The sequence below is a fragment of the Synechococcus sp. RS9916 genome (assembly GCF_000153825.1).
In the GTDB taxonomy this organism is placed as follows: Bacteria; Cyanobacteriota; Cyanobacteriia; order PCC-6307; family Cyanobiaceae; genus Synechococcus_C.
Genome location: NZ_DS022299.1, coordinates 1156674 through 1177357, shown reverse-complemented (window position 1 = coordinate 1177357; position 20684 = coordinate 1156674). Strand labels below are relative to the sequence as shown.

Below are 20684 nucleotides of genomic sequence, written 5' to 3'. Positions count from 1 at the left end.
AATGACGGCGGACAAGGAGCTGATCAAAGAGGTGGCTCAGGAGCTTTGGGACACCACCAAGAAGCTCCGTCCGGGCCTGCCCAAGATCGTGCGCTCCCAGTTGGTGCTCAAAGCGCTGATGACCATTGGTGATCTGCAGGACCAACTGCAGGCCGGCATGATCCTCGGAATCATCGCGGATCAGGAACCTGACGATGAGCCTGCAGGCGAGACCAAGGAGGCGGATTCCGCTCCCGACACTGCAGCTGCCAGCAGCGATGCATCCCGCAGCGCACCCCGTGCCGTGCGCAAGCGCTCCGCTGCTCGCTGATTGCTGCGATGACCCTGCTGCGGTTTTTGGTTTTTTTTGCCATTGGAGTGGTGCTCGCGCTGATCACTCAGTGGGTTTGGCTGTACTGGATCCTTGGGGCAGCTGCGTTGTTGGTGCTGATTCAGTTGGTCCGCACCTAAACCGGCATGCCTCTGCTCCCTCGCCGCTTTGAACGTCTGAAGGCTGTGTTGGATGGCCGCATGGCCAATCTCACGGTGCTGCTTGAGCACGTGGAGAAGCCCCACAACCTTTCGGCGATCCTGCGCAGTTGTGATGCGGTGGGAGCGCTGGAAGCCCATGCGGTGAGCCTCCAAGGCAGACCCCGCACCTTCAACAGCACGGCCCAGGGCAGTCAGAAGTGGGTGCCTCTCTATGACCACCCCAGCACCGAAGACGCAGTGCAGCAGCTGAAGGCGAAGGGTTTCAAGCTGTATGGCACCCATCTGGGGGTGAATGCCAAGGATTACCGCGATTGTGATTTCACTGGACCCACCGCGTTTGTGCTTGGGGCTGAAAAGTGGGGTCTCAGCGACACGGCCCGCGATCTGATGGATGAGGCGGTCTTCATCCCCATGACCGGCATGGTGCAGTCCTTGAATGTGTCGGTGGCGGCGGCCACCTTGCTGTTTGAAGCGGTGCGTCAGCGGCGTGCTGCCGGGGTGCTGCCCAGTCAGGGCGAAGGTTTACCTGGGCCGCTGTACGCGCAGCGGTTGTTCGAATGGGCCTACCCGCAGGTGGCTGATTGGTGTCGGCGTGAGGGCCGCCCCTATCCAGCACTGAGCGACGAGGGGGAGATCCTGGAATCTCTGCCGCGCACCCTCAAGCTGCGCTGCTGAGGTCGGCCTCGGACTTCATGGCTACGGTCCGGGCCAGCCATGCGGATTGTTTTGACCACCGCAGCCGAATTGCAGGATGTGCATCTCTACCGGATGTCGACTGCCGAGCATGAATGCCCTTGGGGACTCAAGGCCATTGGTCTGTTGACCCGGCACGGCATCCGTTTTCAAGACCACAAGCTCACCACCTCTGAGCAGGTGGCTGCGTTCAAACAACAGCAGGGTGTTTCGACCACGCCCCAGCTGTTTGCCGAAGGCCGTCGCATCGGTGGTTACACCGACCTGGCGGCTTTGCTGGGCGAACGCGCTGAAAAGGCTCACTACTCCTACACACCGGTGGTGGCTGTGTTCGGCACCGCGTTGCTGATGGCCCTGGTGCTGGGGGATGCGGTGATGCAGCGCTTCATGGGCTTCTCGGTGTGTGCCTTGGCGATGCTGAAGCTGATGGACGTGCAGTCGTTTGCCGTTAGCTTTGCGAAATATGACCTGATCACCCAGCGCATTCCGTTGTGGGGACGGGTCTACCCCGGAGTGGAGCTGCTGATCGGGCTGGGGTTCTTGGCCGCTCCCCCTGTGCCCCTGGCCGGCTGGGTTGCCCTTGTGTTGGGGGTGCCGGGGATGGCGTCCGTGCTGAAGGCCGTGTATGTCGACAAATTGGCGCTCAATTGCGCCTGCGTGGGAGGCAACTCCAAAACACCTCTGGGGATCGTCAGTTTCACCGAATACGCGATCCTTACGGTTATGGGATTCCTCGTGGCGTTTGGGCTTTGGCCGTAAGTGCCAGGAGCCTTTCAGTTCAGAACGGAATCAAAACGTCTTTGCCGGCTTTGGATCGTTCGGTGACTGGGTGATTGCGGCGGGCGGCTGGCAGGCGCAGTGCGACCACGAGCGCCAGCGTTTCGATCAGCAGGTTGTGGCCCACAAACAGCACCACCAAAGCGAGCGCGATCGCCAGCATCTGCTCCAGCAGGCCGATCACGTCATCGGGGTTGGAGCGTCCTGATAACCACAGGTACGTGCCCAGAGCCATCAGCACCAGAGTCGTCCACCAGGGCATCGGTCTCGTGCAGATGTCTGCAGTCTGACCACAATTCGCCCGGAGTGAAACGGGTGTGTCAGCTGCGGGACGCTTCCCCTCCGCTCACCCAGGCTTCAAGGCCCTCGCCTAGGAAGGAGAGCCCCAGCACCAGCACGAACATCGCCAGTCCTGGGAACAGCGCCGTCCACCAGATGCCGGTGGGCACTGCCGCCAGCGCCAGGTTGAGGTCACTGCCCCATTCCGGCACTGTTTCCGGCAGCCCAAGGCCGAGGAAACCCAACCCCCCGAGCACCAGCACCGCATCGGCGGAGTTGAGGGTGACCAGCACCGGCACGGAGGTGATCACGTTGCGCAGCAGATAGCGGCGCAGAATCCACACCGGTCCGGCACCGAGGGAGCGCGCGGCCTCCACAAACAGTTCCGCCTTCACCTGGGCGGTTTGATTGCGCACGACGCGGAAGTACTGGGGGACGTACACCACACACAGAGCCGCTGCAGCATTGGGGATGCCCCGACCGAGCAGGAAGGCCAGCACCACCGACAACAACAGCACGGGAAGTGTGTACAGCGTGTCCATCAGCAGCACGAGCACACGGTCCACCGCTCCGCCGAGATAACCGCTGACCATGCCCAGCGGCACGCCGATAACCAGGGCGAGAGCCACCGCTAGCAGCACCACCTGGAGGGCGACACCACTTCCCTGGAGGGTGCGCACGCATACATCGCGGCCAAGGCGGTCGGTGCCGCACCAGTGCTGCCAGGAGGGAGCTGCATAGATGGGATTGTCGAGTCCGGCGTTGGGGTCTGGCAGCAGGCCCGCGGCCAACAGCAAGGGTGTGACCACAGCGATCAGGCCGTAGATGGCCACGATCACCAGCCCCCAGCGGGCCATGCGGGCCGAAAGGCTGGGGCGGGACAGGCCCAGGGGTGAGAAACCAAAGCTCAACGCCGGATCGATTCACGCGCTCTGGCGGCATTCTCGCTGCAGATCTCCGTTAGGGCGATGAAGATGGAGGGATGGCTACCTCATCGCGCTGGCGCCAACGCCTGCTCGGCAGTCTTTCGGGACAGTTGCAGCTGGCCACCTACCTGGCGGTGTTCCTGGGGTTCAGTGGCGCGAGCATCGCTGGGTTGTGGCTGACCCAGCGCAACCAGCTTGTGTCGGGCGATGCCGACCTGCGGGCCAGTGCCCGCTCTCTCGAAACCTGTCTGCTGGCCGAGCGCCTGTTGGAGATCCCTGCTGGCGAAACAGGCGCTGCCCGGGCCAGGCGTCAGCAGGCCATCCGACAGGAACTGCGCTGGCATTCCACCAACCGCCACACCCTTTGGATTGAGCAGCCCAATGGGGAGTTGTTGCTGCCAGCGGATGGGCATCTGCCTGTTGATTCTGTGGTGGCCGAGGTGGCGAGCGGCAGCGGTGACCAACCCGGCGTCACCCGCCGCTTCAGCGTCGATGGGATGGATTACATCGCCATCCTCAATCGCGTTTACCCCTCTGGGCAGAAGGTGTGGAGCAGTGCTGAAGTCACCCGCATCAACCAGGCGCAGAGTGCCTTCCTCAATTGGATGATCGTGATTTGGGGCGGTTGTCTGGTGCTGTCGCTGGCGGTGGTGAATCGCCTGGTGCGGCGAATCATTCGGCCATTGCGCCAACTCAGTGAGGCGTCCTCCGCGCTGACCGCCGACACCCTCAACAGCTCGGCGTTGCAGATCGAGGGGGCGCCGCTGGAGGTGACCCAGCTGGCCAACACCTACAACGATCTGCGGGCCCGCCTGGCCAAGTCATGGAGTGATCAGCGCCGTTTTGTGAGTGCGGTGAGCCATGAGCTGCGCACGCCGCTCACGATCGTGCAGGGCTATCTGCATCGCACCCTCAAGCGCGGCGACAACCTCACGGATGGGCAGCGCAAAGGGTTGAGCACGGCGGAAGAGGAGAGCTTGCGCATGCGCCACCTGCTTGATGATCTGCTCGATCTCTCCCGCAGTGATAGTGGCCAGCTGCGCCTGAACAGCGAAGCCGTCGAGATGGCGATGGCGGTGCGTGAAGCGGTGGATCTGGCCCGCAGCAGCCTTGAACGGGAGGTGGAGCTGCAGCTGCCCGCCCAACTTGATGCCAGCGGCATGCTGGTGGCCCTGGCCGATCCCGACCGGCTGCGGCAGGTGCTGCTGGATCTGATCGAAAACGCCCACAAGTATTCGCCGGATGGCACCCCTGTGACGGTGCGCTTAGCGCAAGCCGAGGCCATGGCCGTGGTGGAGGTGGTGGATCAGGGCATCGGCATTCCCCCGGAGGATCTCCCCAAAGTGTTCGACCGCTTCCATCGCGCGGCCAACGCCACCGTGAGCAGTGGCAGCGGCTTGGGTTTGTCGATTGTTCAGTTGCTCGTGGAGGCCATGGGAGGCACGGTGGGAGTGACCAGCCAGCTGGGCCAGGGCAGCACCTTCAGTGTGCGTTTGCCCCTCAGCAACGATGGAGTTGGCGCCCGATCATCTGCTGCATCGGAATGATCTTTTATCTGCTGTTCACGTCACTGTTGATTCCCGTGAACATCTGGGCGGCGATCAACGCCCATACGCACACCGATTTGTCGATGCGCATCCTGCACAGCGTTTCGGTGCTGGTGCTGCTGCCGTTGCTGGTGTCGCTCTGGTGCGACCGCCGTGTGATTCAACCCGTTGTTGCGTTGCTGTTGGCCATTTTTCTGTTGGTGATGGTGGTGGTGAATGTCACCATCGCGGTTCAGGGGATGGGGGTGGAGTTTGGCTGGATCGACCATCTCTTTTTGGCGTTAGCGGCTGCGAGCGTGGAGGCCTACTACCTCCTGGAGGAGAGGGCGACAGCACCTTTTGAAGGCCTCCCAGCCAGCGACTCCTGATCGGCCTGTGGTAGTTCAGAGGGTGGCTGAACTGCTCAGTCGTTTCGGTGGGTTGGTGCGTTGCCCTGATCCTTGGGGCAACTCTTGTTCCAGCTGCAGATCGATCACCGGCAACTGGGCATCGGCCGTTGCTCTGAGCCCTTGCTGGCCGCCGCTCGGCAGGGCGTCCAGCACCACGCGGTTCTGGAATTGGCTTTCAAGGGCCATCCGTCCATCCAGCCCGTAGGCCGGGCCACAGCGCATCAGCACCTGGCCGCGCCAGATTGGTGAAGGCGCAGCTCCCACGCTGTAGACGATGGCCTGATGGCGGGCGTTTGGATCAGCGGGCGAGAGGGCAATGGCCAGCACGGCTCGCCGGCCTGCCAGGGCGCAAGGCCAGGTCTGCGAGGGGTCGGGGTTGGCAATCACGCCGTATCCCCGGTCGCGTTCAGCGCGGATCAGCGTGAGCACTTGCTGTTGTTGCCGCCGCGCTTGAAGCTTCTGGGCCATGGCCGCGCTCAGCCGCAGATCGCCGAGGAGCAGGTGCAACAGACCACCGCAGACCAGGGTGCCGAGGGCCGCGGCGAGCAGCAGCTCCACCAGGGTGAATCCCGCTCCAGGCTGCTGCCATTTGTACCGGGATGGGGCGTTCATGAGGCCGGCCTGCAGTGCTTGCTCCTGAGCTCCAGGGCGGGATCGGCGCCGTAGTGCCCCCGGCGGGTCACCCCCAGGGGCAGGCTCACCACCACACATAGGCGCGAATGGGTGCCTGGATGGCTGAACACCACCAGTCCGCCATCCAGCATCAAGCCGTTGGTGGTAAAGCGCAGCTGGCTGGGCATGTTGGTGTGCACCTGAACGCCCGAGTTGGCATCTGCCGCCGGCAGGGGGTGGCCGCTGGAGGCACAGCTCGGCAATCCTTGGCTGGCTTCGCCTTCCTGCCTGAGGCCCAGACCGCAGGGCTGCTGATCGCGCCGCGCTTTCAGCCGTGCCCGGTCGATGGCCAGCTGAAAGCGTTGGCCGGCAGCCTCCAGTTTCTGGCGATCGTGCTGGGGCCGGGCATTGACCAGGGCCACGCTGCTGAGCAGAGCCAGCACGGCCATGGCGCAGAGCAGCTCCACCAGCGAAAACCCTTCTGAGTGCGTTGGTCGGTGCATCACGGCAGCAGCTCCAGGGTTAATGCGGATCGGTGTTGTGCGTTGCTTGGCTCTGGCTTGCGTGGTTCTGCGTTGTCGGTGCACCCACCGAGTCCGGCGGCTGTCATCAATTGGCGCCGTTTTAGCCCCGAGACTGGGTGTTCCAGCACCAGCCACAGGCCGGGGTTGTCGTCGTTGGCTTGCAGCGATCGCTTCAGGCCAGCCGCCAGCGGCAGCGACTGCTGTAAAGCCTCATCAAGGCTCTCCGCCTCAAGGGCGCAGATCTCGGTCATGGGGGCAGCGGCCAACCAACGTCGGCTTGCTAACCAGTGGCGTTCCAGCAGGGCACTGGCGTCTGTGAGATCGCTGGCAGAGCGGGCGGTTTGCGCTGCTTGTCCCCACACCTGCACCGAGGCGCAGCAGCTGGAGCCAGCGATCGCTCCTGCGATCAGTAGTTCTGCCAGGGTCATGGCTGCACCGCCTGCAGGCCGTCCCGCAGTTGAAAGCCATCGGGGGCGCGGCTCAGCGACAGTGAGCTCACCGACTCGCTTCCACCAAGGCGGAGCTGCAGTTCAGCGCCTTGGGCCGATGGCTGCCAATCCAGCAGCTCCCAGCGATGGGAACCGGCTTGCCCTTGGTTCAGCTTGGAAGCGTCGTTGGCACCGCAATGGGCCGCTTGGCTGGGCCATTGCGCCAACGGCCATTCCATCAGGCATCGCTGCGCGGGCGTGTTCGTCTGCCCCAGAAAGGCCATGGCGGCGGACCGCAGCTGATCCTGCCGTTCCTGGTCTTGCCAGGAGCTGCGCGCCCGCAAATGGGAATGGAGCGCCAGGCTGTGCACGGATGCACTGCCAAGCAGCAGCACCAAGGAGGTGCCGATGGCGAGGGGCAACACAAAGCCCTTTTCGGCATGCCTGGGTTGGGGGAGCATCAATGGGCCGCGGCGCATGAGCGATGACGCAACTGCCGGGAGCATTCCCCGCACACCGTCGATACGCTGCCAACATCCTCGGAGTCAGGGTGAGCGACGCCACTGCCCAGCTGCTGTTGGTCGACGACGACCCGGAACTGCTGCAGTTCCTGCGCGAGGAACTGGAAGGGGCTGGCCATGGCTGCATCGCCGTGGCTTCAGGCCAAGACGCCTTGCTGCAGTTGCGCCAGCAGGCCTTTGCCCTCGTGGTGCTCGATTGGGGACTGCCGGATTTCAATGGCATCGAGATCTGCCGGCGTCTGCGCAGCAGTGGTGACACCACACCGGTGCTGATGCTCACCGCTCACGATGCCCTCGATGAAAGGGTGGCGGCCTTGGATGCGGGTGCCGATGACTTCCTCACCAAGCCCTTTGAGCTCGAGGAACTGCATGCCCGGGTGCGGGCCCAGTTGCGCCGCCAGGGTTATGCAGCCCAACGGGATGCCACCAGCAACCTGGAGCTTGGCGATCTGAGCATCGATTTGATCCGCCGGGAGGTGAAGCGCGGTGAGTCCGCGATCAACCTGTCGCAGCGGGAGTTTGATCTGTTGGTATGCCTGGTGCAGGAGGCCGGAACGGTGCTGCCCCGCCAGCAGATTTTGGAGACGGTCTGGGGCCATCCCTTTGTGGGAGATCCCAATGCTTTGGATGTCTACATGGGCTACCTGCGCCGCAAGCTTGAGCAGTCGGGACTGCCGCAATTGCTGCACACCACCCGGGGAGTGGGGTTCATGGCGCGGGTCGGAGAGATCAAACCCTGAAGCGCAGTTGCACATCGGCGCCGCCCCCGGTGCGATCGCTGATCACCAGCTCAGCGCCCATGGCCTTGCTGAGCTCGTGCACCACCGAAAGCCCAATTCCACTGCCGCGATGACCCACGGAATGACTACCGCGCACAAACCGCTCAAGCACCTTGGGCCGTTCCTCGGCGGGGATGCCAGGGCCGCGATCGAGCACATGCAGGCTCACCCAATGCCCGACTGAATCACTGCCGCAGCTGACGCTGAGCAACACCTTCTCCTGGCTGTAAGTCAGGGCGTTGTCCACCAGGGCGAGCACGCACTGCTGTAGCCGTTCGGCATCGACCTGGATCAAAGGGAAGGCCTCTGGACTGGAGGCGGCCAATTGCATGCGGCTGGGGGCCAGCGGTTCCACCCGCTCGTAGACCTCCACAAGCAGCTGCTCTGGATCCCAGGGCTGCAAGTCCAGCTGCAGCCGTCCGGAGTCACTCCGCGCCAGCTCCAGCAAGGCAGTGATTAGGGCGGCCATGCGGCTGGCTTCCGCGGCAATTTGTGCCAGAGGTTGTTGCTGCTCCGGGGGGTGGGGTTTGCGCAGGAGCCGCTGGGAACGGCCGGAAATCAGGGTGATCGGTGTGCGCAGTTCATGGGCCACCCCATCCACGAAGCGGCGTTCCCTTTGCCAAGCCGCGGCGAGCCGCTGTTGCAGGCCATTGAAGGCCGTGGCAATCGCTTGGAGCTCGAGGGGTTGCTGGTTTAAGTCGATCAGCTGCTCCCCCAGACCATCGGCTTGAAGTGCATCCAACTGTTCGCTGAGATCATCCAGGGGCCGCACCAGTCCTCGCCAGAGCACCAACCGCAATAGCCCTGCGGTGAGCAGTGTTGAAACGCCAGCTGCTGCGACCAGCAGCAGTTGCAAGTTGCGCTCATAGGCCAGGGAGGCCGACACGTCTTGCCGCACCACCAGCAGCTCCTCTTCCCCGTTGAAGTTCTCAACAGGGGTGGCACTGACCATCCAGGTTGTCTGGCCATTGCCCTGATCGATCCAAGGCAGTTGCTTGGAGCCGGAGGGTTGCACGGAGAACTCAATCCCTAGTAGGGGGAGGGTCAATACTTCCAAGCCCTTAGGGGTTTGGTGTTGTTCCACCAGGGCAGTGACCAAGAACTGATGGCTGGCATGGCGCTGCCTTGAGGCAAGTAGGCCATTAATGCCCAGCAGCAAGCTGTAGCCGGCAATCACCGACAACACGCTGGTCGAGAGCAACCACAGGCGTAGTGAGGGAAGCGTGCGCAACACCTGGAGTCTGAGAAACAACCTAAGAGCCTTCTTAGGGATGCTTTAGCCAGCCTTCTGCCTAATGACATCAAGCCGAGGAAATGATGAAAGGGTTCGCACCGAAGGTGCACTCACAACTTTTCAGATATGACTCCTCTGAATTCGCGCTTTCAGCTGGCGCTGCTTAACCGCAAAAAAGGCAAGAATCTGATCGAGAAGGGCTTCACACTGGTGGAGCTAATGATCGTGATCGTGATTGTTGGGATTCTTTCGGCGGTTGCACTTCCTAACTTCCTGAGCCAAACCACAAAAGCCAAGGTTTCTGAAGCCTCTGCCAAACTCAGCGGGCTACTCAAAGAGGGGCACGCGGAATACCAATACAAGAGCGACCCAACCGCGGTACAGACGGTTATGGCTAGTTCTATTACAACCGCTAACTCAGCAGGAAATTTCGATTATGCAATTACAGGAACTTTGACAGGCACTTCAGCCGTCCTCCCAATGACCGCAACAGGGAATGACAATGACGCCGAATTGGAAGACAAGGTACTTAGTGGATGCGTCAACTTTAAAACAGGCAAAGTAGACATCAATACTCAACTGGACGTGACCCCGCCCACTTGCCTGTAATAATTCAACAAAGTCAAACGGGAAAAAATCAGTAGAGTTATGCACATTATCTAAGTAAATTCAAAGACAAAAGTCCGCCTTGCGCGGACTTTTTGGTATTCAGGACTTTAGCAAAGCGAATTCTCACGAAAAAATACACATACTCAAAGGCAAGCCATCTCAAAAGGCGCCATGATTAAAAAAAACAATCACTCAAGCCTTGAATATCACGCATAAAAAACCTAATAGGCCAAACGGCTTCACGCTTAGTGAGGTCATGATCACAATCGTAATTGTCGGAATACTCTCATCCATCGCTCTGCCCAACTACCTCAACCAAGTCAACCGATCACGCCAGAATGAAGCTGCCTCAACAATCTCTCAAATCCAAGCCACAATCGCATCTTATGCAGACGAATTTGGTGTTTTGCCTGCTAGTTGGTCTGATCTCAACGCAACTAGTGCAGTGATGACGGACGATGGTCCTGCAACTGCGACCAACTTTCAAGCAATCACTCTTGCTGGTGGTTATTACGACGTCGTCATAAGCAATGCCAGCAACCTGTTCACCATTACAGCCACACGTGAAGAAACGCCCAATCTCAATATTGTTGCTTGTGTGAATCTCACCAACGGTGCTAGTGGCATCAATAAAGGCACAAAAGATGCCGCTGCATCAGCTCCTAACTGCGGATAAATGAAATTCCCAAATTCTCCTCGCAAACAGCAATCAGCTCGAAAGGTTCCCAAGCAAGAGCAAGGGCTTTCGATGTTAATCGCTTTGATGATGGGAATGGTGCTTATGGCTGGAGTCACCGGATTGCTACTTCGGCAGCTGATGGGTCGCAAGCTGGGTGCTGCAGAAAGCTATCAGCAAATGGCAGAAACTGCTGCGTTAAATGGTTTTAATCGGATTCTCGGCGAACTTAACAATGATGATTATTCGGCCTACATGGGCTATCTTTTTACCCTTGATCATCATGGCGGAGATATTGATCGTTCTGGGAGTGAGAAATGGGGTTGGAATGCCTCTAACCAAGCAGATTTTCCCTTGAAAGAGCTTTGCACCAACCGCAGTCAATTGCCTGAGGCCGTGCCAGCGAGTAGCAGTACAGGCGAGCCTCCGCATGTGGCGCTCACGGAGAGCAAATCGAGCCAACGAGACGATGGAAAAGCGAATATTCAATTGCTCTACCGCTTACGGGGATACACCACCACTGCAACAGCCGGCAACAACGGAGCAGGTGAAGGACGCTTTCAGATTGAGGGCCTTGTGGTGCGCGATGGAGATGATCCAGGCAAGGGATACCTCGCTCGAACCCTTCTTCTGCGTTCGCTCTATGTGAACTCAATTGTTGCCGGTGAAGGTGATTGGGCGGTGATTGCCGGCCAGACACTCTCGCTGGGAAATACCGAAATTCTTGATAGAAATGGAGGTTCTGGCGCCGGTAAAGTGCTGCTGAATGTTAACGCAGCAAATCGCTACCTTACTGCCAATGGATGCTTGCCTTCTAACCTGCTTGCTGATGTTGGAGCAAGTATCGCGAATACCAATCTTGAGAATAGGATTGTCCCCATCCTTGAGAAGGGATTACCCACGAGTAGTTTGTGGAACCTTGGACTGACGCAAGACAAAGCCAGTGAGTCTGATAAGGTCCGGATTTGGAGTTTTGATGATACTGAATCATTGATCAACTGCAATGCCATTGCGTGTAGCCGTGATTCCGACTCAGTAGATGTCGAAGAACGTGATGACTTAGAAGAAAGTGATGGCTCTGTCATTCGTCTGAACGCGAGCGAGCTCTGCCAGGGAACCGGAGATGATTGCCATGTTTATATCGAACACATCAATCTCACGAGTACGCGACTGCTGATCGAGACCAGTGCTGACCGGCCTGTTGTATTGCATTTGGAATATCCCAACAGCTCAACTGCAGACTCATTAGAGCCCGGAATTACAGGGAGTATCAACCTTGGAAGTGGTGCTCAACTCTGTGGGGTCAATAAGGGTAGTAATAGCTGCAATGGCAAGCCTGAACAACTGATTATTTTGTCTGCTGCACCAACACCAGCCGGTGTACGCAGCTGCGCGGCCTTGCCCTCAACTGATAAGTACGTACTCGCCTTTGATGGCGATAGCCTCCCTGCTGCAAGTGTGCATTTAATTCCCGGTATTGTGAAAACAGGGAGCAGCACTACCAGCTTGAATGGGCTGATTTGGGCCGATGCTATTTGCACTGATGCAGGCTCCTTTGACTTAATCACTGGTACCAGTGGCGATAGCTCTGTCGTTCGTGATCTCAATGAACAGTGGGACTGGGAAAGCAAAAACTTCCCTGGTTACGGCCAGATGGTGACTCGTGGAATCCGCGGCACAGGTCTCGATACGTTCCGGCGTTGGTAATTTAATTCTCATCCACTCCTCATATGCAAGCACGGAGAATCAATTAGAACAATTAAGTAGAACTATTGAATAAGTATCGAGTGGCTCCATAGGGTGAAAAGCAGGAATCGCTATCGACGCCAGAAGCGATCAAGGAAACCAGTCAACGGGTTTTCGATGGTCGAGGTGCTGATCGCAGGGATTCTCCTCGCTTCTGCTTTGGCAGCAGTCAGTCGCATGTCTGTGGCGGCCTTAAGTGGAAGTGCAAGTCTGTCGGATCGTGTCCGAATTGAAGCGGCTATTAATGACAACATTCAATCTATGCAGAAGGAAGACTCCTACTACACTGATGCATGGATTATTGATGATGGTGGCCAAGAGGCCCTAGACAGTGCATGCAGTAACCCTCCGGAAGCACTGAGTAATCATCTGCAAATAGTTGCACCAGAGCCTCGGCACGAAGACGTCACACGCACCTTTGACATTACTTCGGTTCCAGGGATTCTCCGCATTGTTTACAGCTTTGAAGGTCCAGAGCAGCAAGTCAAGGCAGAACGGCGAATCATTGAGATGACTCCAAATTTTGCGGCCAAATGCTATTCAACACGATGAAACTTAATTCGTCTGGTTTTTCGCTGCTTGAGCTTTTAGTTGGCATGGTGATTGTCACGATTGGCCTTTCAGCGGCTATACCGTCTTATGTGCGTAACATGCGCCAGGGAGAGGTTGATCGATATACGCAGCAATTGGAGGCTGGGTTTTTTGGCTTGCGTGCCAAGCTTGGTCAGCAGAAAACCAGTTGCACATTGCAGTTTGATTCTAGTGGTCTTAATAACTTTGTGCCTCCCGCCGATCTGGTGGAGATGACAAATTATCCATCGCGAATTGAATGTTGTAACAGCGATATCGAAGCTGCCGGTCAATCCAGTGGTTGTGCCTATGGACCCGAAATTGGTGTGTTGTTGGCGGGAGACTCCAGTGGCATGGAAAGAGATAAAATCATTCGCGATCGTTCGCTACGGCTGCTCAATCGCGAGGGCACCCCGGAATCAAAGTTGGTTGAAGTGAGTGTGAATTTGGCGACCTATGAGCTCACCCCTCCTGGCACCAGCACGATGTCAGAGGATCTTTTATTTCTGATTCGATCTTCCAGTAGCCAGGAGCAACGATTGCGGACCCGTTGCCTCAAGATATCCGGAACTGGCACTGTTCTTCGTGCCAGTTGGAACTCCTTGACTAGCAGCTGTGTGAAGTGAAAGTCTCATTCGTTCCTCATCTTATTTCTATTACTTGCTCAGGGCTTCGGCATATCAATTGGCGACAATATAAGGATGAAGCTGCGAATGGATCATGAATTCCAAAGCCTTGCTTTCCTGTATTCGTCGCAAGCCGGAAATCAATGGCTTCGCAGGGATGAGCGAGTTGGTGATTGCGGCCGGTGTTGGGACACTCTTGATTATGGCTTCTGGTGTCGCGCTGCAATCGACTGGGACGCTAATTAAGCAGTCTGAGGACAAAACAACGCTTCGTCAGAATTCCACAAATGGTTTGCGGCTTATGCGTTCTGAGGTTGAGCGCAGCATGCATCTTGTGCTGAACCAATCCAATTCTTTCCCGGAGGATCAGGCTCATATCAATCTAAGTGATAGTCGCTACACATCCATGGTTGCTAACTGTAGGGCTTTGGCAGGAACTCGTCTTTTTAAGCCATTGTTCGGTGTCAAAATGATTGAGTTGAACCAACCTGTTCTCTATGGCATGAGTATGGGGTCAGGTGGATTCACTATCGAACGCTGTGGTGCCCCGCTGGATCCAGATGGGAAATACAATGAGACGTCAAAGGTGTTTCTTTCGCGCGTTCTGGAAGGTATTGGTGCTATCCCTTGCCGCAAAGAAAGTGAGCTTAAAGAAGGTGAAAGTCTTTCCACCGTTTGTGAAGAAGAGGGTCCTAGCAAGGCTGAGATTCTGAGCACCACTGACTTTGCCTTCACTGCTGGACAAACACCAAGCCGAACTGAGCGTCAACCCGCACTACGGATTCAAACGGACACCAACTACAAATTGGTCAAGTTCATTGATCCCACTGCTGCAGAAGAGGGCGAGGATGAAGATGCCATCACCGAAAGCTTCATCAATAAATTGGGGGTTGGCGACAGACGGGTTACTTACCAGCCTCTCTATTTCACGGCTTTTGCTCGTGCTGATAAACGAGTCGACAATTTTGGAGAAGAGGGGCAAGGTGGCCCTCTTAGCGGTGCTTTCTTTCAGAACATCACCAGCAGCAATGTGCGCTTTGTGATCGATGGATCAGGTTCGATGAGTGCCTGTGTGATGTGGGGTGATGGCTATGGATCATGGCGCACTTTCTATGATCCAAATGAAGGTCGTTATCGCGATACAAGGAGAATTTGTGCCTTGACTCGTATGGAGGCGCTGATTAGTGAAATGACGATGATCCTCGATCAGTTGCCAAATAACACAAAGGTAGGACTCACCTCCTTCAGCTCTCGTGGCTATGGCAATCACAAAGAGTGGAGTGAATCCCAGGACGGTTTAGTGCGTTTGGGTGATGATGGCAAGCGAGACTCAGCGATCGAGTTTGTTAATTCGCTGGATAACGAAAGGGTGACTCAATGGGGCGGCACTGATCCATGGAATGCCATTCAAAAAGCCTTTGACGACACAGAAGCCGATACGCTGTATTTGATGTCGGATGGTCGGCCCAATCGAGATCGTAACGGTGGTAATTGGTCAAGTTGGGACCATCAATCTACTGCTGACTATTACGCAGGTGAAAACGACGATCGTCAGTACGACGGAAAAGACCGTGCGCTGATTGTGAATACAACGTCTTTTGGCCTGGAGTCGCCCTGGTTGGAAAAACTGTCTGGGCTCACCCAGGGCTATTACAACCAGATCGATAAGGATTCACTCCAAGAGGGTCAAGATGAGAACAGTTGATCCAGAGCACTTGCCTGCTGGGCTGTTCTCGTTGCCTCTAGTCGTTTAACTTCAACACCGCCATGAAAGCTTCCTGAGGCACATCCACCTTGCCCATCGCCTTCATGCGCTTCTTGCCTTTGGCCTGTTTCTTGAGCAGTTTCTTCTTCCGGGAGATGTCACCGCCGTAACACTTGGCCAGCACGTCTTTACGCATGGCGCTGATGCTGGTGGAGGCAATGATGCGGCTGCCGATTGAGGCCTGGATGGGAATCTTGAACTGCTGGCGTGGAATCAGTTCCTTCAGTTTCTCTACTAGAGCTTTACCCACGTTGTAGGCCTTGTCTTGGTGCACGATCGTGGTGAGGGCATCGGCACGCTCACCGTTGATCAACACATCGAGGCGCACCAGTTGATTCTTGCGGTAGCCAATCAACTGATATTCCATGGAGGCATAGCCCTGGGTGCGGGTCTTCATCTGATCGAAGAAGTCCGTCACCACTTCCGCCAGCGGCAATTCATAAATCAGGGTCACCCGATCGGTTGTGATGTACTTCATGTCGATGTACTCACCGCGCCGTTCTTGGCAGAGCCCCATCAATGCGCCGTTGTAATCGTTCGGCGTGTAGATCTCCATTTTCACGTAGGGCTCTTCGATTGATTCGCGCTTCTGTGGATCCGGGAGCGTGGCGGGGTTATCCACCATGATCTCGCTGCCGTCGATCATGTTCACCTTGTAAATCACCGACGGGGCGGTGACGATCAGATCGAGGTCGTACTCCCGCTCCAGGCGCTCCTGCACGATTTCCATGTGCAGCAGGCCCAGGAAGCCGCAGCGGAAACCAAAGCCCATGGCACTACTGGTTTCCGGCTCAAACTGCAGCGCTGCATCGGAGAGCTGCAGTTTGTCAAGCGCTTCACGCAGATCGGGATATTGATCGGCTTCGGTGGGGAACAAGCCGCAGAACACCATCGGCTTGGCCTCGGTGTAACCCGGCAACGGCTCTTCCGCCGGTGCGTTGAACAGGGTGATGGTGTCGCCCACACGAGCGTCGGCCACCGCCTTGATTGACGCCGCCAGGTAGCCCACCTCGCCGGCGTGGAGCTCATCCACCTTTTTCTGATCGGGCGCCATGATCCCGATCTCATCGAGTTCATAGGTCTTCTTGCTGGCCATCAGCAAGACCTTGTCTTTGCAGCTGATGCTGCCGCTCATCACCCGGAAATAGACAATCACGCCCCGGTAGGGGTCGTAATAGGAGTCGAAGATCAGGGCCTTGGTGGGCTCCTTCACCGTGTCCGCCGGGGGCGGCACCCGGTCCACCACAGCCTGGAGAATTTCGGGCACCCCTAAACCGGTCTTGGCCGAGCAGGGGATGGCGTTGCTGCAGTCGAGGCCGATGATCGCCTCCACTTCTTCCTTGATCCGATCGGGATCGGCGCCCGGCAGATCGATCTTGTTGAGCACCGGAATGATCTCGAGATCGTTCTCCAGCGCCAGATACACGTTGGCCAGGGTTTGGGCCTCAACCCCTTGGCTGGCATCCACCACCAGCAGGGCGCCTTCGCAGGCCTGCAGCGACCGGCTCACCTCATAGGAAAAGTCGACGTGGCCGGGAGTGTCGATCAGGTTGAGGACGTACTCCTCACCATCCGCCGCCTTGTAATTCATCCGGGCGGCCTGGAGCTTGATGGTGATCCCCCGCTCCCGTTCCAGATCCATGTTGTCCAGAAACTGGTCCTGCATGTCGCGGTTCGCCACCGTGCCCGTGTCCTGCAGAAGCCGGTCCGCCAGGGTCGACTTGCCGTGGTCGATGTGGGCAATGATGCAGAAATTGCGGATCCGTGAGACGGGGGCGTCGGTCATGCGATTGGCGGGGTCCCGGCTCGGGCGTTTCGACTCAGTCAAGCGATCCTAGGGAGCAGCCACCAGCCCCCTGTGCCTTCTGCCAATCCTTGGTTGCTCTTGCTGCTGGCGGTGAGCGCCGAAATCGTGGGCACCTCTTGCCTCAAGCTCACCCAGGGCTTCAGCCGCCCCTGGCCCACCGTGCTGGTGCTGGGTGCCTATGCGGTCGCATTTCTGCTGTTGTCGAAGGTGGTGGACACCATCCCCCTGGGAATCACTTATGCCCTCTGGAGCGGCATCGGCATCGTGGCGATCGTGGTGGTGGGGGTGCTTGCCTATCGCCAGGTGCCCACCCCAGCGCAGCTGGTGGGCATCGGTTTGATCACAGCAGGCGTGATCACCGTCAATCTGGGCGGTCAGATCAAGGGGTAAGGCCCAACAGCGCATTACTGCGGCTGCGGCTGCTGTTGAGCAGCTCGGCGTTGGCATTGAGGTCTTGCCCATAGCTGGGCAGTAACTGCTGCAACCGCGATTGCCAGGCGGCGCTCGCCAGTTGCTGCGGGAAGCAGCGCTCCATCACCTCGAGCATGATCGACACCGCCGTGCTGGCACCAGGAGAAGCCCCCAGCAGAGCGGCGAGGGAGCCGTCGGCAGCGGCCACCACTTCCGTGCCCATCTGCAGCTTGCCGCCCTCTTTGGTGCGTTTGATGATCTGCACCCGTTGGCCTGCGACCGACAGGCTCCAGTCGTCGGCCCGGGCCGTGGGCAGAAACGCCTTGAGGGCTTCGAGGCGATCGCCAGCACTCTGGCGCAACTGATTGACCAAATAGGTGACCAGGTCGAAGTTGTTCACGCCCACCTGCAGCATCGGCAGCAGGTTCCCGACCCGCACCGAGTTAGGCAGATCGAGCAAGGAGCCCTGCTTGAGGAACTTGCTGCTGAAGCCGGCATAGGGCCCAAATAGGAGCGACCGCTTGCCATCGATCCAGCGGGTGTCGAGATGGGGCACCGACATCGGTGGCGCCCCCACCTTGGCTTTCCCGTACACCTTCGCGTGGTGATGCTTGGCCAACTCCGGGTCATTGCACACCAACCACTGGCCGCTCACCGGGAAGCCGCCGTAATCCGCCGCTTCAGGGATGCCGGACCGTTGCAGCAGCGGCAGGGCACCACCGCCAGCGCCAAGAAACACAAACGGTGCCTCCACCTGCCGCTTCCCTGAGGGGCCGCGCAGCTCCACCAGCCAGTCGCCTTCGCTCATGTCTGCGGCTCGGCGGCGTTCGAGATCGCTCACCTGGGTGCCATGGAGCACCTCCAGAGCACCGCTGGCCTGAAGTGGGGCCAGATAAGCCCGGGTCAGGGTGCCGAAGTCCACGTCGGTGCCCCGGTTGATCCGGGTGGCCGCCACCCCGTCTTTGGCCTGACGGCCCGCCATCACCAAAGGCATCCAGGCGGCTAGTTCGCCTGGATCTTCACTCCACTCCATGGCGGCGAATGCCGGCAGCGCACTGAGTTGGTGGTGGCGCTGGCGCAGAAAAGTGATGTCGTCGTCGCCCCACACCGCACTCAGATGGGGCACCTGATGCAGAAAGGCGGCCGGATCAAGCCGCCCCTGCTCGGTTAGGGAGGCCCACAGTTCCAGGCTGCGTTCAAACGAGGCATTGATCGCCAGGGCCTTGACGGTGCTGACGCTGCCGTCGGCCTGGGCGGGGGTGTAATTCAGCTCGCAGTTGGCGGCATGGCCTGTGCCGGCGTTGTTGACCGCGGCGCTGCTCTCCAGGGCTGCACCCTCCAGCCGTTCCACCAGCAGCAGACGCAGATCGGGATCCAGCTCGTGCAGCAGGGTCGCCAGGGTGGCGCTCATGATCCCCGCACCCACCAGCACGACGTCGTAGCGGTTCAAGGCGGAGCTGTAGCTGAGCTAAGGCTATGGGTCGACCGGTGCGGCGCCTTTCTAGGGTTGGGCCATTCCAATGGACCCACCGCGTCATGAGCACTGAAACGCTGCCCCTCACCAGCGAAAACGTTGAGAAGGTGCTGGATGAGCTGCGTCCCTTCCTGATGGCCGATGGCGGCAACGTGGAAGTGGTGGAAATTGATGGCCCCGTGGTGAAGGTGCGTCTCCAGGGTGCTTGCGGCAGCTGCCCCAGCAGCACCATGACGCTGAAGATGGGCATCGAGCGCAAGATGCGCGAAGCCATCCCCGAAGTGAGCGAAGTGGTGCAGGTGCTCTGAGCTCACCGGGTTTGGAGCTGCTGTTCGTTTACGGCAGCCTGCGGCAGGGATGCACTGCCCATCACCTGCTCGATGGCTGCCATCGCCTCAGTGATGGGGTGTTGGCAGCCAGCGAACTGATCGACCATGCCGGCTACCCCATGCTTACAGCCGGCGTTGGTGACGTGAACGGGGAGGTGTATCGCGTCGATCCCTCCCAGTGGCCGGCGTTGGATGCCTGGGAGGAGGCCCCGCAGGTGTACGAGCGGGTGAAGCGCCCACTGGTTGATGGCCGTTTGGTGTGGGTGTATCAGCGACCCTCTCGTGCCTCGGAGTCCTGGAGCACTCGCTGACGCCGTCCACCGGTGTGCACTCCCTCCACGGCCATGACTGCCCTGGGGGACGAGTGCGATGGGACGCGCATGGGCAAGGCGTTCTCTCTGACGCCAATCTGAGAGCAAAGGTTGATGGCTGTGCTCGATCTGCTGCTCCCGGTGATGCCTTTCCGGCTGGAGCGGGGCCTTGTGGCCCTGCTGGCCGCTGCCCTGGTCTGGTTGCTGTTGCAACTGCTGGCGCGCACGCTGCTTCGTCGTCAGCCCTGGCGGGATCTTGCCCAGACCTCCAGCCTCAGCATTTGCAGCACGGTGCTGGCGATTGGGCTGACCAGCTGGCTGCTGGGGTTGGTTCCCCCACAGGCCCGGTTGTCGATCCTGAGCACGGGCAGTTTGCACACCTTTCTGCTCACCGGCGGGGCTGCCTGGACGTTCCGGCGCTGGCGGCGCTGCTTCCGCCACCGCCGAGCGCTGTTCACCGATCAGCTGCCGGGCAGCTTGGCCAGTCGCGAAAAGCTGTTTCTCGCAGACATTCTCGACAAGCTGCTGGGCACCAGCGTGTTGGTGCTGTGGGTGCTGGCGGTGCTGGGCATCATGGGCGTGCCCGTCACGGTGCTGGCCACTGCTGGAGGCCTGGGTGCTGCGGCTGTGGCCTTCGGTGCCCAGAGCGTGGTGTCGAACTCGCTGACCGGTTTCTCTCTCTACATCAACAAACCTTTTGTGGTCGGAGATCTGATCGAAATTCCATCGGAGGGTCTCCATGGAACTGTGGAGAAAATCGGCTGGTTTTACACCCAGTTGCGCACCCTCGACGGCCAACCGGTGTTCATCCCTAATGCCATTTTTGGGGCCCAATCGGTGATGAACATCAGCCAGATCGATAATCGCCGGCTGCGGATCGATTTCTCAGTCACTTACGACGATCGTGCCCGAATTGAGCCGATTTGCAGTGAACTTGCTGAGCGCTTAAAAGTCCTGCCTGATGTGAACCCTGCGATGGAGCTCTGGGTGTTGTTCACGGGCTATGGCGCTTCCAGCCTCGATTGCCGCCTGGTGTGCTGCAGCCAGAGCGGCGATCGGATCGCGGCTTGGCACCTGCAGCACCAATTGCTGCTGTTGATCGGTGATGTGGTGCAGGCCCATGGCGCCTCGATGCCGTTCCCAACGCGCACCCTGATCGGTGGAAAAGGTTGATGGGAGT

26 protein-coding genes are annotated in these 20684 nt (G+C 58.7%); 17 read left to right on the top strand and 9 right to left on the bottom strand.

Annotated features, from left to right (window positions below):
• Nucleotide 1: 1 nt before the first annotated feature.
• The 4 genes from RS9916_RS06315 to RS9916_RS06305 are packed head-to-tail and all read left to right on the top strand — an operon-like array spanning nucleotide 2 to nucleotide 1923.
• Nucleotides 2-310, top strand: coding sequence for a TIGR03894 family protein (locus RS9916_RS06315; RefSeq protein WP_007098473.1), 309 nt, complete (start codon nucleotides 2-4; stop codon nucleotides 308-310).
• An 8-nt stretch (nucleotides 311-318) separates the two neighbouring features.
• Nucleotides 319-450, top strand: coding sequence for a hypothetical protein (locus RS9916_RS15275; RefSeq protein WP_007098472.1), 132 nt, complete (start codon nucleotides 319-321; stop codon nucleotides 448-450).
• 6 nt (nucleotides 451-456) lie between these two features.
• Nucleotides 457-1146 (top strand): tRNA (guanosine(18)-2'-O)-methyltransferase TrmH, encoded by a 690-nt coding sequence (trmH, locus tag RS9916_RS06310; protein ID WP_007098471.1) that lies wholly within the window; start codon nucleotides 457-459, stop codon nucleotides 1144-1146.
• 39 nt (nucleotides 1147-1185) lie between these two features.
• Entirely contained in the window at nucleotides 1186-1923 is a 738-nt protein-coding gene (locus RS9916_RS06305) for a MauE/DoxX family redox-associated membrane protein (RefSeq protein ID WP_007098470.1), read from the top strand.
• A 19-nt stretch (nucleotides 1924-1942) separates the two neighbouring features.
• Here RS9916_RS06305 and RS9916_RS06300 read toward each other — a convergent pair whose 3' ends face one another.
• Both RS9916_RS06300 and RS9916_RS06295 read right to left on the bottom strand, forming a co-directional pair.
• A complete protein-coding gene (locus RS9916_RS06300) occupies nucleotides 1943-2203 on the bottom strand; it encodes a hypothetical protein (RefSeq protein ID WP_007098469.1) in 261 nt (86 codons plus the stop codon).
• A 58-nt stretch (nucleotides 2204-2261) separates the two neighbouring features.
• On the bottom strand, nucleotides 2262-3077 hold the full coding sequence (locus RS9916_RS06295) for an ABC transporter permease (protein WP_083773085.1): 816 nt from the start codon (nucleotides 3075-3077) through the stop codon (nucleotides 2262-2264).
• Nucleotides 3078-3202: 125 nt separating this feature from the next.
• Here RS9916_RS06295 and RS9916_RS06290 point away from each other — a divergent pair, with 125 nt between their 5' ends.
• Together RS9916_RS06290 and RS9916_RS06285 are read left to right on the top strand one after the other, a co-directional pair.
• Entirely contained in the window at nucleotides 3203-4693 is a 1491-nt protein-coding gene (locus tag RS9916_RS06290; protein WP_007098467.1) for a sensor histidine kinase, read from the top strand.
• Nucleotides 4690-5061: a hypothetical protein gene (locus RS9916_RS06285; RefSeq protein WP_007098466.1), complete on the top strand. Its 372-nt coding sequence runs from the start codon at nucleotides 4690-4692 to the stop codon at nucleotides 5059-5061. The genes RS9916_RS06290 and RS9916_RS06285 overlap by 4 nt, the downstream gene beginning before the upstream one ends.
• Nucleotides 5062-5076: 15 nt before the next feature.
• Here RS9916_RS06285 and RS9916_RS06280 read toward each other — a convergent pair whose 3' ends face one another.
• From RS9916_RS06280 to RS9916_RS06265, 4 genes are read right to left on the bottom strand one after another with little or no spacing between them, the layout of a single operon-like run.
• On the bottom strand, nucleotides 5077-5694 hold the full coding sequence (locus tag RS9916_RS06280; protein WP_007098465.1) for a hypothetical protein: 618 nt from the start codon (nucleotides 5692-5694) through the stop codon (nucleotides 5077-5079).
• The gene (locus tag RS9916_RS06275; RefSeq protein ID WP_007098464.1) at nucleotides 5691-6197 is read right to left on the bottom strand and encodes a GspH/FimT family pseudopilin; all 507 of its coding nucleotides are present in this window, start codon (nucleotides 6195-6197) and stop codon (nucleotides 5691-5693) included. The genes RS9916_RS06280 and RS9916_RS06275 overlap by 4 nt, the downstream gene beginning before the upstream one ends.
• The gene (locus RS9916_RS06270; RefSeq protein WP_007098463.1) at nucleotides 6197-6646 is read right to left on the bottom strand and encodes a hypothetical protein; all 450 of its coding nucleotides are present in this window, start codon (nucleotides 6644-6646) and stop codon (nucleotides 6197-6199) included. The genes RS9916_RS06275 and RS9916_RS06270 overlap by 1 nt, the downstream gene beginning before the upstream one ends.
• Nucleotides 6643-7125, bottom strand: a complete 483-nt coding sequence (locus RS9916_RS06265) for a hypothetical protein (RefSeq protein ID WP_050752253.1) — start codon at nucleotides 7123-7125, stop codon at nucleotides 6643-6645. The genes RS9916_RS06270 and RS9916_RS06265 overlap by 4 nt, the downstream gene beginning before the upstream one ends.
• 71 nt (nucleotides 7126-7196) lie before the next feature.
• Here RS9916_RS06265 and RS9916_RS06260 point away from each other — a divergent pair, with 71 nt between their 5' ends.
• Nucleotides 7197-7907: a response regulator transcription factor gene (locus tag RS9916_RS06260; RefSeq protein ID WP_007098461.1), complete on the top strand. Its 711-nt coding sequence runs from the start codon at nucleotides 7197-7199 to the stop codon at nucleotides 7905-7907.
• Here the strand turns inward: RS9916_RS06260 and RS9916_RS06255 are convergent.
• Nucleotides 7897-9198, bottom strand: a complete 1302-nt coding sequence (locus tag RS9916_RS06255) for a HAMP domain-containing sensor histidine kinase (protein WP_232199538.1) — start codon at nucleotides 9196-9198, stop codon at nucleotides 7897-7899. The two genes, RS9916_RS06260 and RS9916_RS06255, sit on opposite strands and share 11 nt — an antisense overlap.
• A gap of 108 nt (nucleotides 9199-9306) precedes the next feature.
• Between RS9916_RS06255 and RS9916_RS15345 the strand changes: the two genes are divergently transcribed.
• From RS9916_RS15345 to RS9916_RS06225, 6 genes are all read left to right on the top strand, one after another.
• Nucleotides 9307-9789: a type IV pilin protein gene (locus RS9916_RS15345; protein WP_007098459.1), complete on the top strand. Its 483-nt coding sequence runs from the start codon at nucleotides 9307-9309 to the stop codon at nucleotides 9787-9789.
• Between the two features lie 256 nt (nucleotides 9790-10045).
• A complete protein-coding gene (locus tag RS9916_RS06245) occupies nucleotides 10046-10465 on the top strand; it encodes a type IV pilin protein (RefSeq protein ID WP_007098458.1) in 420 nt (139 codons plus the stop codon).
• The gene (locus RS9916_RS06240) at nucleotides 10466-12172 is read left to right on the top strand and encodes a hypothetical protein (protein WP_007098457.1); all 1707 of its coding nucleotides are present in this window, start codon (nucleotides 10466-10468) and stop codon (nucleotides 12170-12172) included. It begins immediately after the preceding gene.
• A gap of 156 nt (nucleotides 12173-12328) precedes the next feature.
• On the top strand, nucleotides 12329-12763 hold the full coding sequence (locus RS9916_RS06235; protein ID WP_007098456.1) for a hypothetical protein: 435 nt from the start codon (nucleotides 12329-12331) through the stop codon (nucleotides 12761-12763).
• The gene (locus RS9916_RS06230; RefSeq protein ID WP_232199537.1) at nucleotides 12745-13407 is read left to right on the top strand and encodes a type II secretion system protein; all 663 of its coding nucleotides are present in this window, start codon (nucleotides 12745-12747) and stop codon (nucleotides 13405-13407) included. Before RS9916_RS06235 ends, RS9916_RS06230 begins: the two co-directional genes overlap by 19 nt.
• A 94-nt stretch (nucleotides 13408-13501) precedes the next feature.
• Nucleotides 13502-15112 (top strand): vWA domain-containing protein, encoded by a 1611-nt coding sequence (locus RS9916_RS06225; protein ID WP_038023389.1) that lies wholly within the window; start codon nucleotides 13502-13504, stop codon nucleotides 15110-15112.
• Between the two features lie 37 nt (nucleotides 15113-15149).
• Here RS9916_RS06225 and lepA read toward each other — a convergent pair whose 3' ends face one another.
• Nucleotides 15150-16958: a translation elongation factor 4 gene (gene lepA / locus RS9916_RS06220; protein WP_007098453.1), complete on the bottom strand. Its 1809-nt coding sequence runs from the start codon at nucleotides 16956-16958 to the stop codon at nucleotides 15150-15152.
• A 72-nt stretch (nucleotides 16959-17030) separates the two neighbouring features.
• Between lepA and RS9916_RS06215 the strand changes: the two genes are divergently transcribed.
• On the top strand, nucleotides 17031-17369 hold the full coding sequence (locus RS9916_RS06215; RefSeq protein ID WP_007098452.1) for a multidrug efflux SMR transporter: 339 nt from the start codon (nucleotides 17031-17033) through the stop codon (nucleotides 17367-17369).
• Here RS9916_RS06215 and RS9916_RS06210 read toward each other — a convergent pair.
• Nucleotides 17359-18840: a malate:quinone oxidoreductase gene (locus RS9916_RS06210; RefSeq protein ID WP_007098451.1), complete on the bottom strand. Its 1482-nt coding sequence runs from the start codon at nucleotides 18838-18840 to the stop codon at nucleotides 17359-17361. The genes RS9916_RS06215 and RS9916_RS06210 overlap by 11 nt on opposite strands.
• 86 nt (nucleotides 18841-18926) lie before the next feature.
• Between RS9916_RS06210 and RS9916_RS06205 the strand changes: the two genes are divergently transcribed.
• The 3 genes from RS9916_RS06205 (at nucleotide 18927) to RS9916_RS06195 (ending at nucleotide 20677) form a co-directional block, all read left to right on the top strand.
• The gene (locus RS9916_RS06205; protein WP_007098450.1) at nucleotides 18927-19172 is read left to right on the top strand and encodes a NifU family protein; all 246 of its coding nucleotides are present in this window, start codon (nucleotides 18927-18929) and stop codon (nucleotides 19170-19172) included.
• Between the two features lie 11 nt (nucleotides 19173-19183).
• Nucleotides 19184-19504, top strand: a complete 321-nt coding sequence (locus RS9916_RS06200) for a gamma-glutamylcyclotransferase (protein WP_007098449.1) — start codon at nucleotides 19184-19186, stop codon at nucleotides 19502-19504.
• Nucleotides 19505-19618: 114 nt separating this feature from the next.
• Entirely contained in the window at nucleotides 19619-20677 is a 1059-nt protein-coding gene (locus RS9916_RS06195) for a mechanosensitive ion channel family protein (RefSeq protein WP_007098448.1), read from the top strand.
• Nucleotides 20678-20684: the final 7 nt, after the last annotated feature.

What these genes read in the sequence shown, in the direction of transcription:
- RS9916_RS06315 (WP_007098473.1), top strand. Translation starts at nt 2, where the DNA reads ATGACGGCGGACAAGGAGCTGATCAAAGAGGTGGCTCAGGAGCTTTGG.
- RS9916_RS15275 (WP_007098472.1), top strand. Translation starts at nt 319, where the DNA reads ATGACCCTGCTGCGGTTTTTGGTTTTTTTTGCCATTGGAGTGGTGCTC.
- trmH (WP_007098471.1), top strand. Translation starts at nt 457, where the DNA reads ATGCCTCTGCTCCCTCGCCGCTTTGAACGTCTGAAGGCTGTGTTGGAT.
- RS9916_RS06305 (WP_007098470.1), top strand. Translation starts at nt 1,186, where the DNA reads ATGCGGATTGTTTTGACCACCGCAGCCGAATTGCAGGATGTGCATCTC.
- RS9916_RS06300 (WP_007098469.1), bottom strand. Translation starts at nt 2,203, where the DNA reads ATGCCCTGGTGGACGACTCTGGTGCTGATGGCTCTGGGCACGTACCTG.
- RS9916_RS06295 (WP_083773085.1), bottom strand. Translation starts at nt 3,077, where the DNA reads ATGGCCCGCTGGGGGCTGGTGATCGTGGCCATCTACGGCCTGATCGCT.
- RS9916_RS06290 (WP_007098467.1), top strand. Translation starts at nt 3,203, where the DNA reads ATGGCTACCTCATCGCGCTGGCGCCAACGCCTGCTCGGCAGTCTTTCG.
- RS9916_RS06285 (WP_007098466.1), top strand. Translation starts at nt 4,690, where the DNA reads ATGATCTTTTATCTGCTGTTCACGTCACTGTTGATTCCCGTGAACATC.
- RS9916_RS06280 (WP_007098465.1), bottom strand. Translation starts at nt 5,694, where the DNA reads ATGAACGCCCCATCCCGGTACAAATGGCAGCAGCCTGGAGCGGGATTC.
- RS9916_RS06275 (WP_007098464.1), bottom strand. Translation starts at nt 6,197, where the DNA reads ATGCACCGACCAACGCACTCAGAAGGGTTTTCGCTGGTGGAGCTGCTC.
- RS9916_RS06270 (WP_007098463.1), bottom strand. Translation starts at nt 6,646, where the DNA reads ATGACCCTGGCAGAACTACTGATCGCAGGAGCGATCGCTGGCTCCAGC.
- RS9916_RS06265 (WP_050752253.1), bottom strand. Translation starts at nt 7,125, where the DNA reads ATGCGCCGCGGCCCATTGATGCTCCCCCAACCCAGGCATGCCGAAAAG.
- RS9916_RS15345 (WP_007098459.1), top strand. Translation starts at nt 9,307, where the DNA reads ATGACTCCTCTGAATTCGCGCTTTCAGCTGGCGCTGCTTAACCGCAAA.
- RS9916_RS06245 (WP_007098458.1), top strand. Translation starts at nt 10,046, where the DNA reads ATGATCACAATCGTAATTGTCGGAATACTCTCATCCATCGCTCTGCCC.
- RS9916_RS06240 (WP_007098457.1), top strand. Translation starts at nt 10,466, where the DNA reads ATGAAATTCCCAAATTCTCCTCGCAAACAGCAATCAGCTCGAAAGGTT.
- RS9916_RS06235 (WP_007098456.1), top strand. Translation starts at nt 12,329, where the DNA reads ATGGTCGAGGTGCTGATCGCAGGGATTCTCCTCGCTTCTGCTTTGGCA.
- RS9916_RS06230 (WP_232199537.1), top strand. Translation starts at nt 12,745, where the DNA reads ATGCTATTCAACACGATGAAACTTAATTCGTCTGGTTTTTCGCTGCTT.
- RS9916_RS06225 (WP_038023389.1), top strand. Translation starts at nt 13,502, where the DNA reads ATGAATTCCAAAGCCTTGCTTTCCTGTATTCGTCGCAAGCCGGAAATC.
- lepA (WP_007098453.1), bottom strand. Translation starts at nt 16,958, where the DNA reads ATGACCGACGCCCCCGTCTCACGGATCCGCAATTTCTGCATCATTGCC.
- RS9916_RS06205 (WP_007098450.1), top strand. Translation starts at nt 18,927, where the DNA reads ATGAGCACTGAAACGCTGCCCCTCACCAGCGAAAACGTTGAGAAGGTG.
- RS9916_RS06195 (WP_007098448.1), top strand. Translation starts at nt 19,619, where the DNA reads ATGGCTGTGCTCGATCTGCTGCTCCCGGTGATGCCTTTCCGGCTGGAG.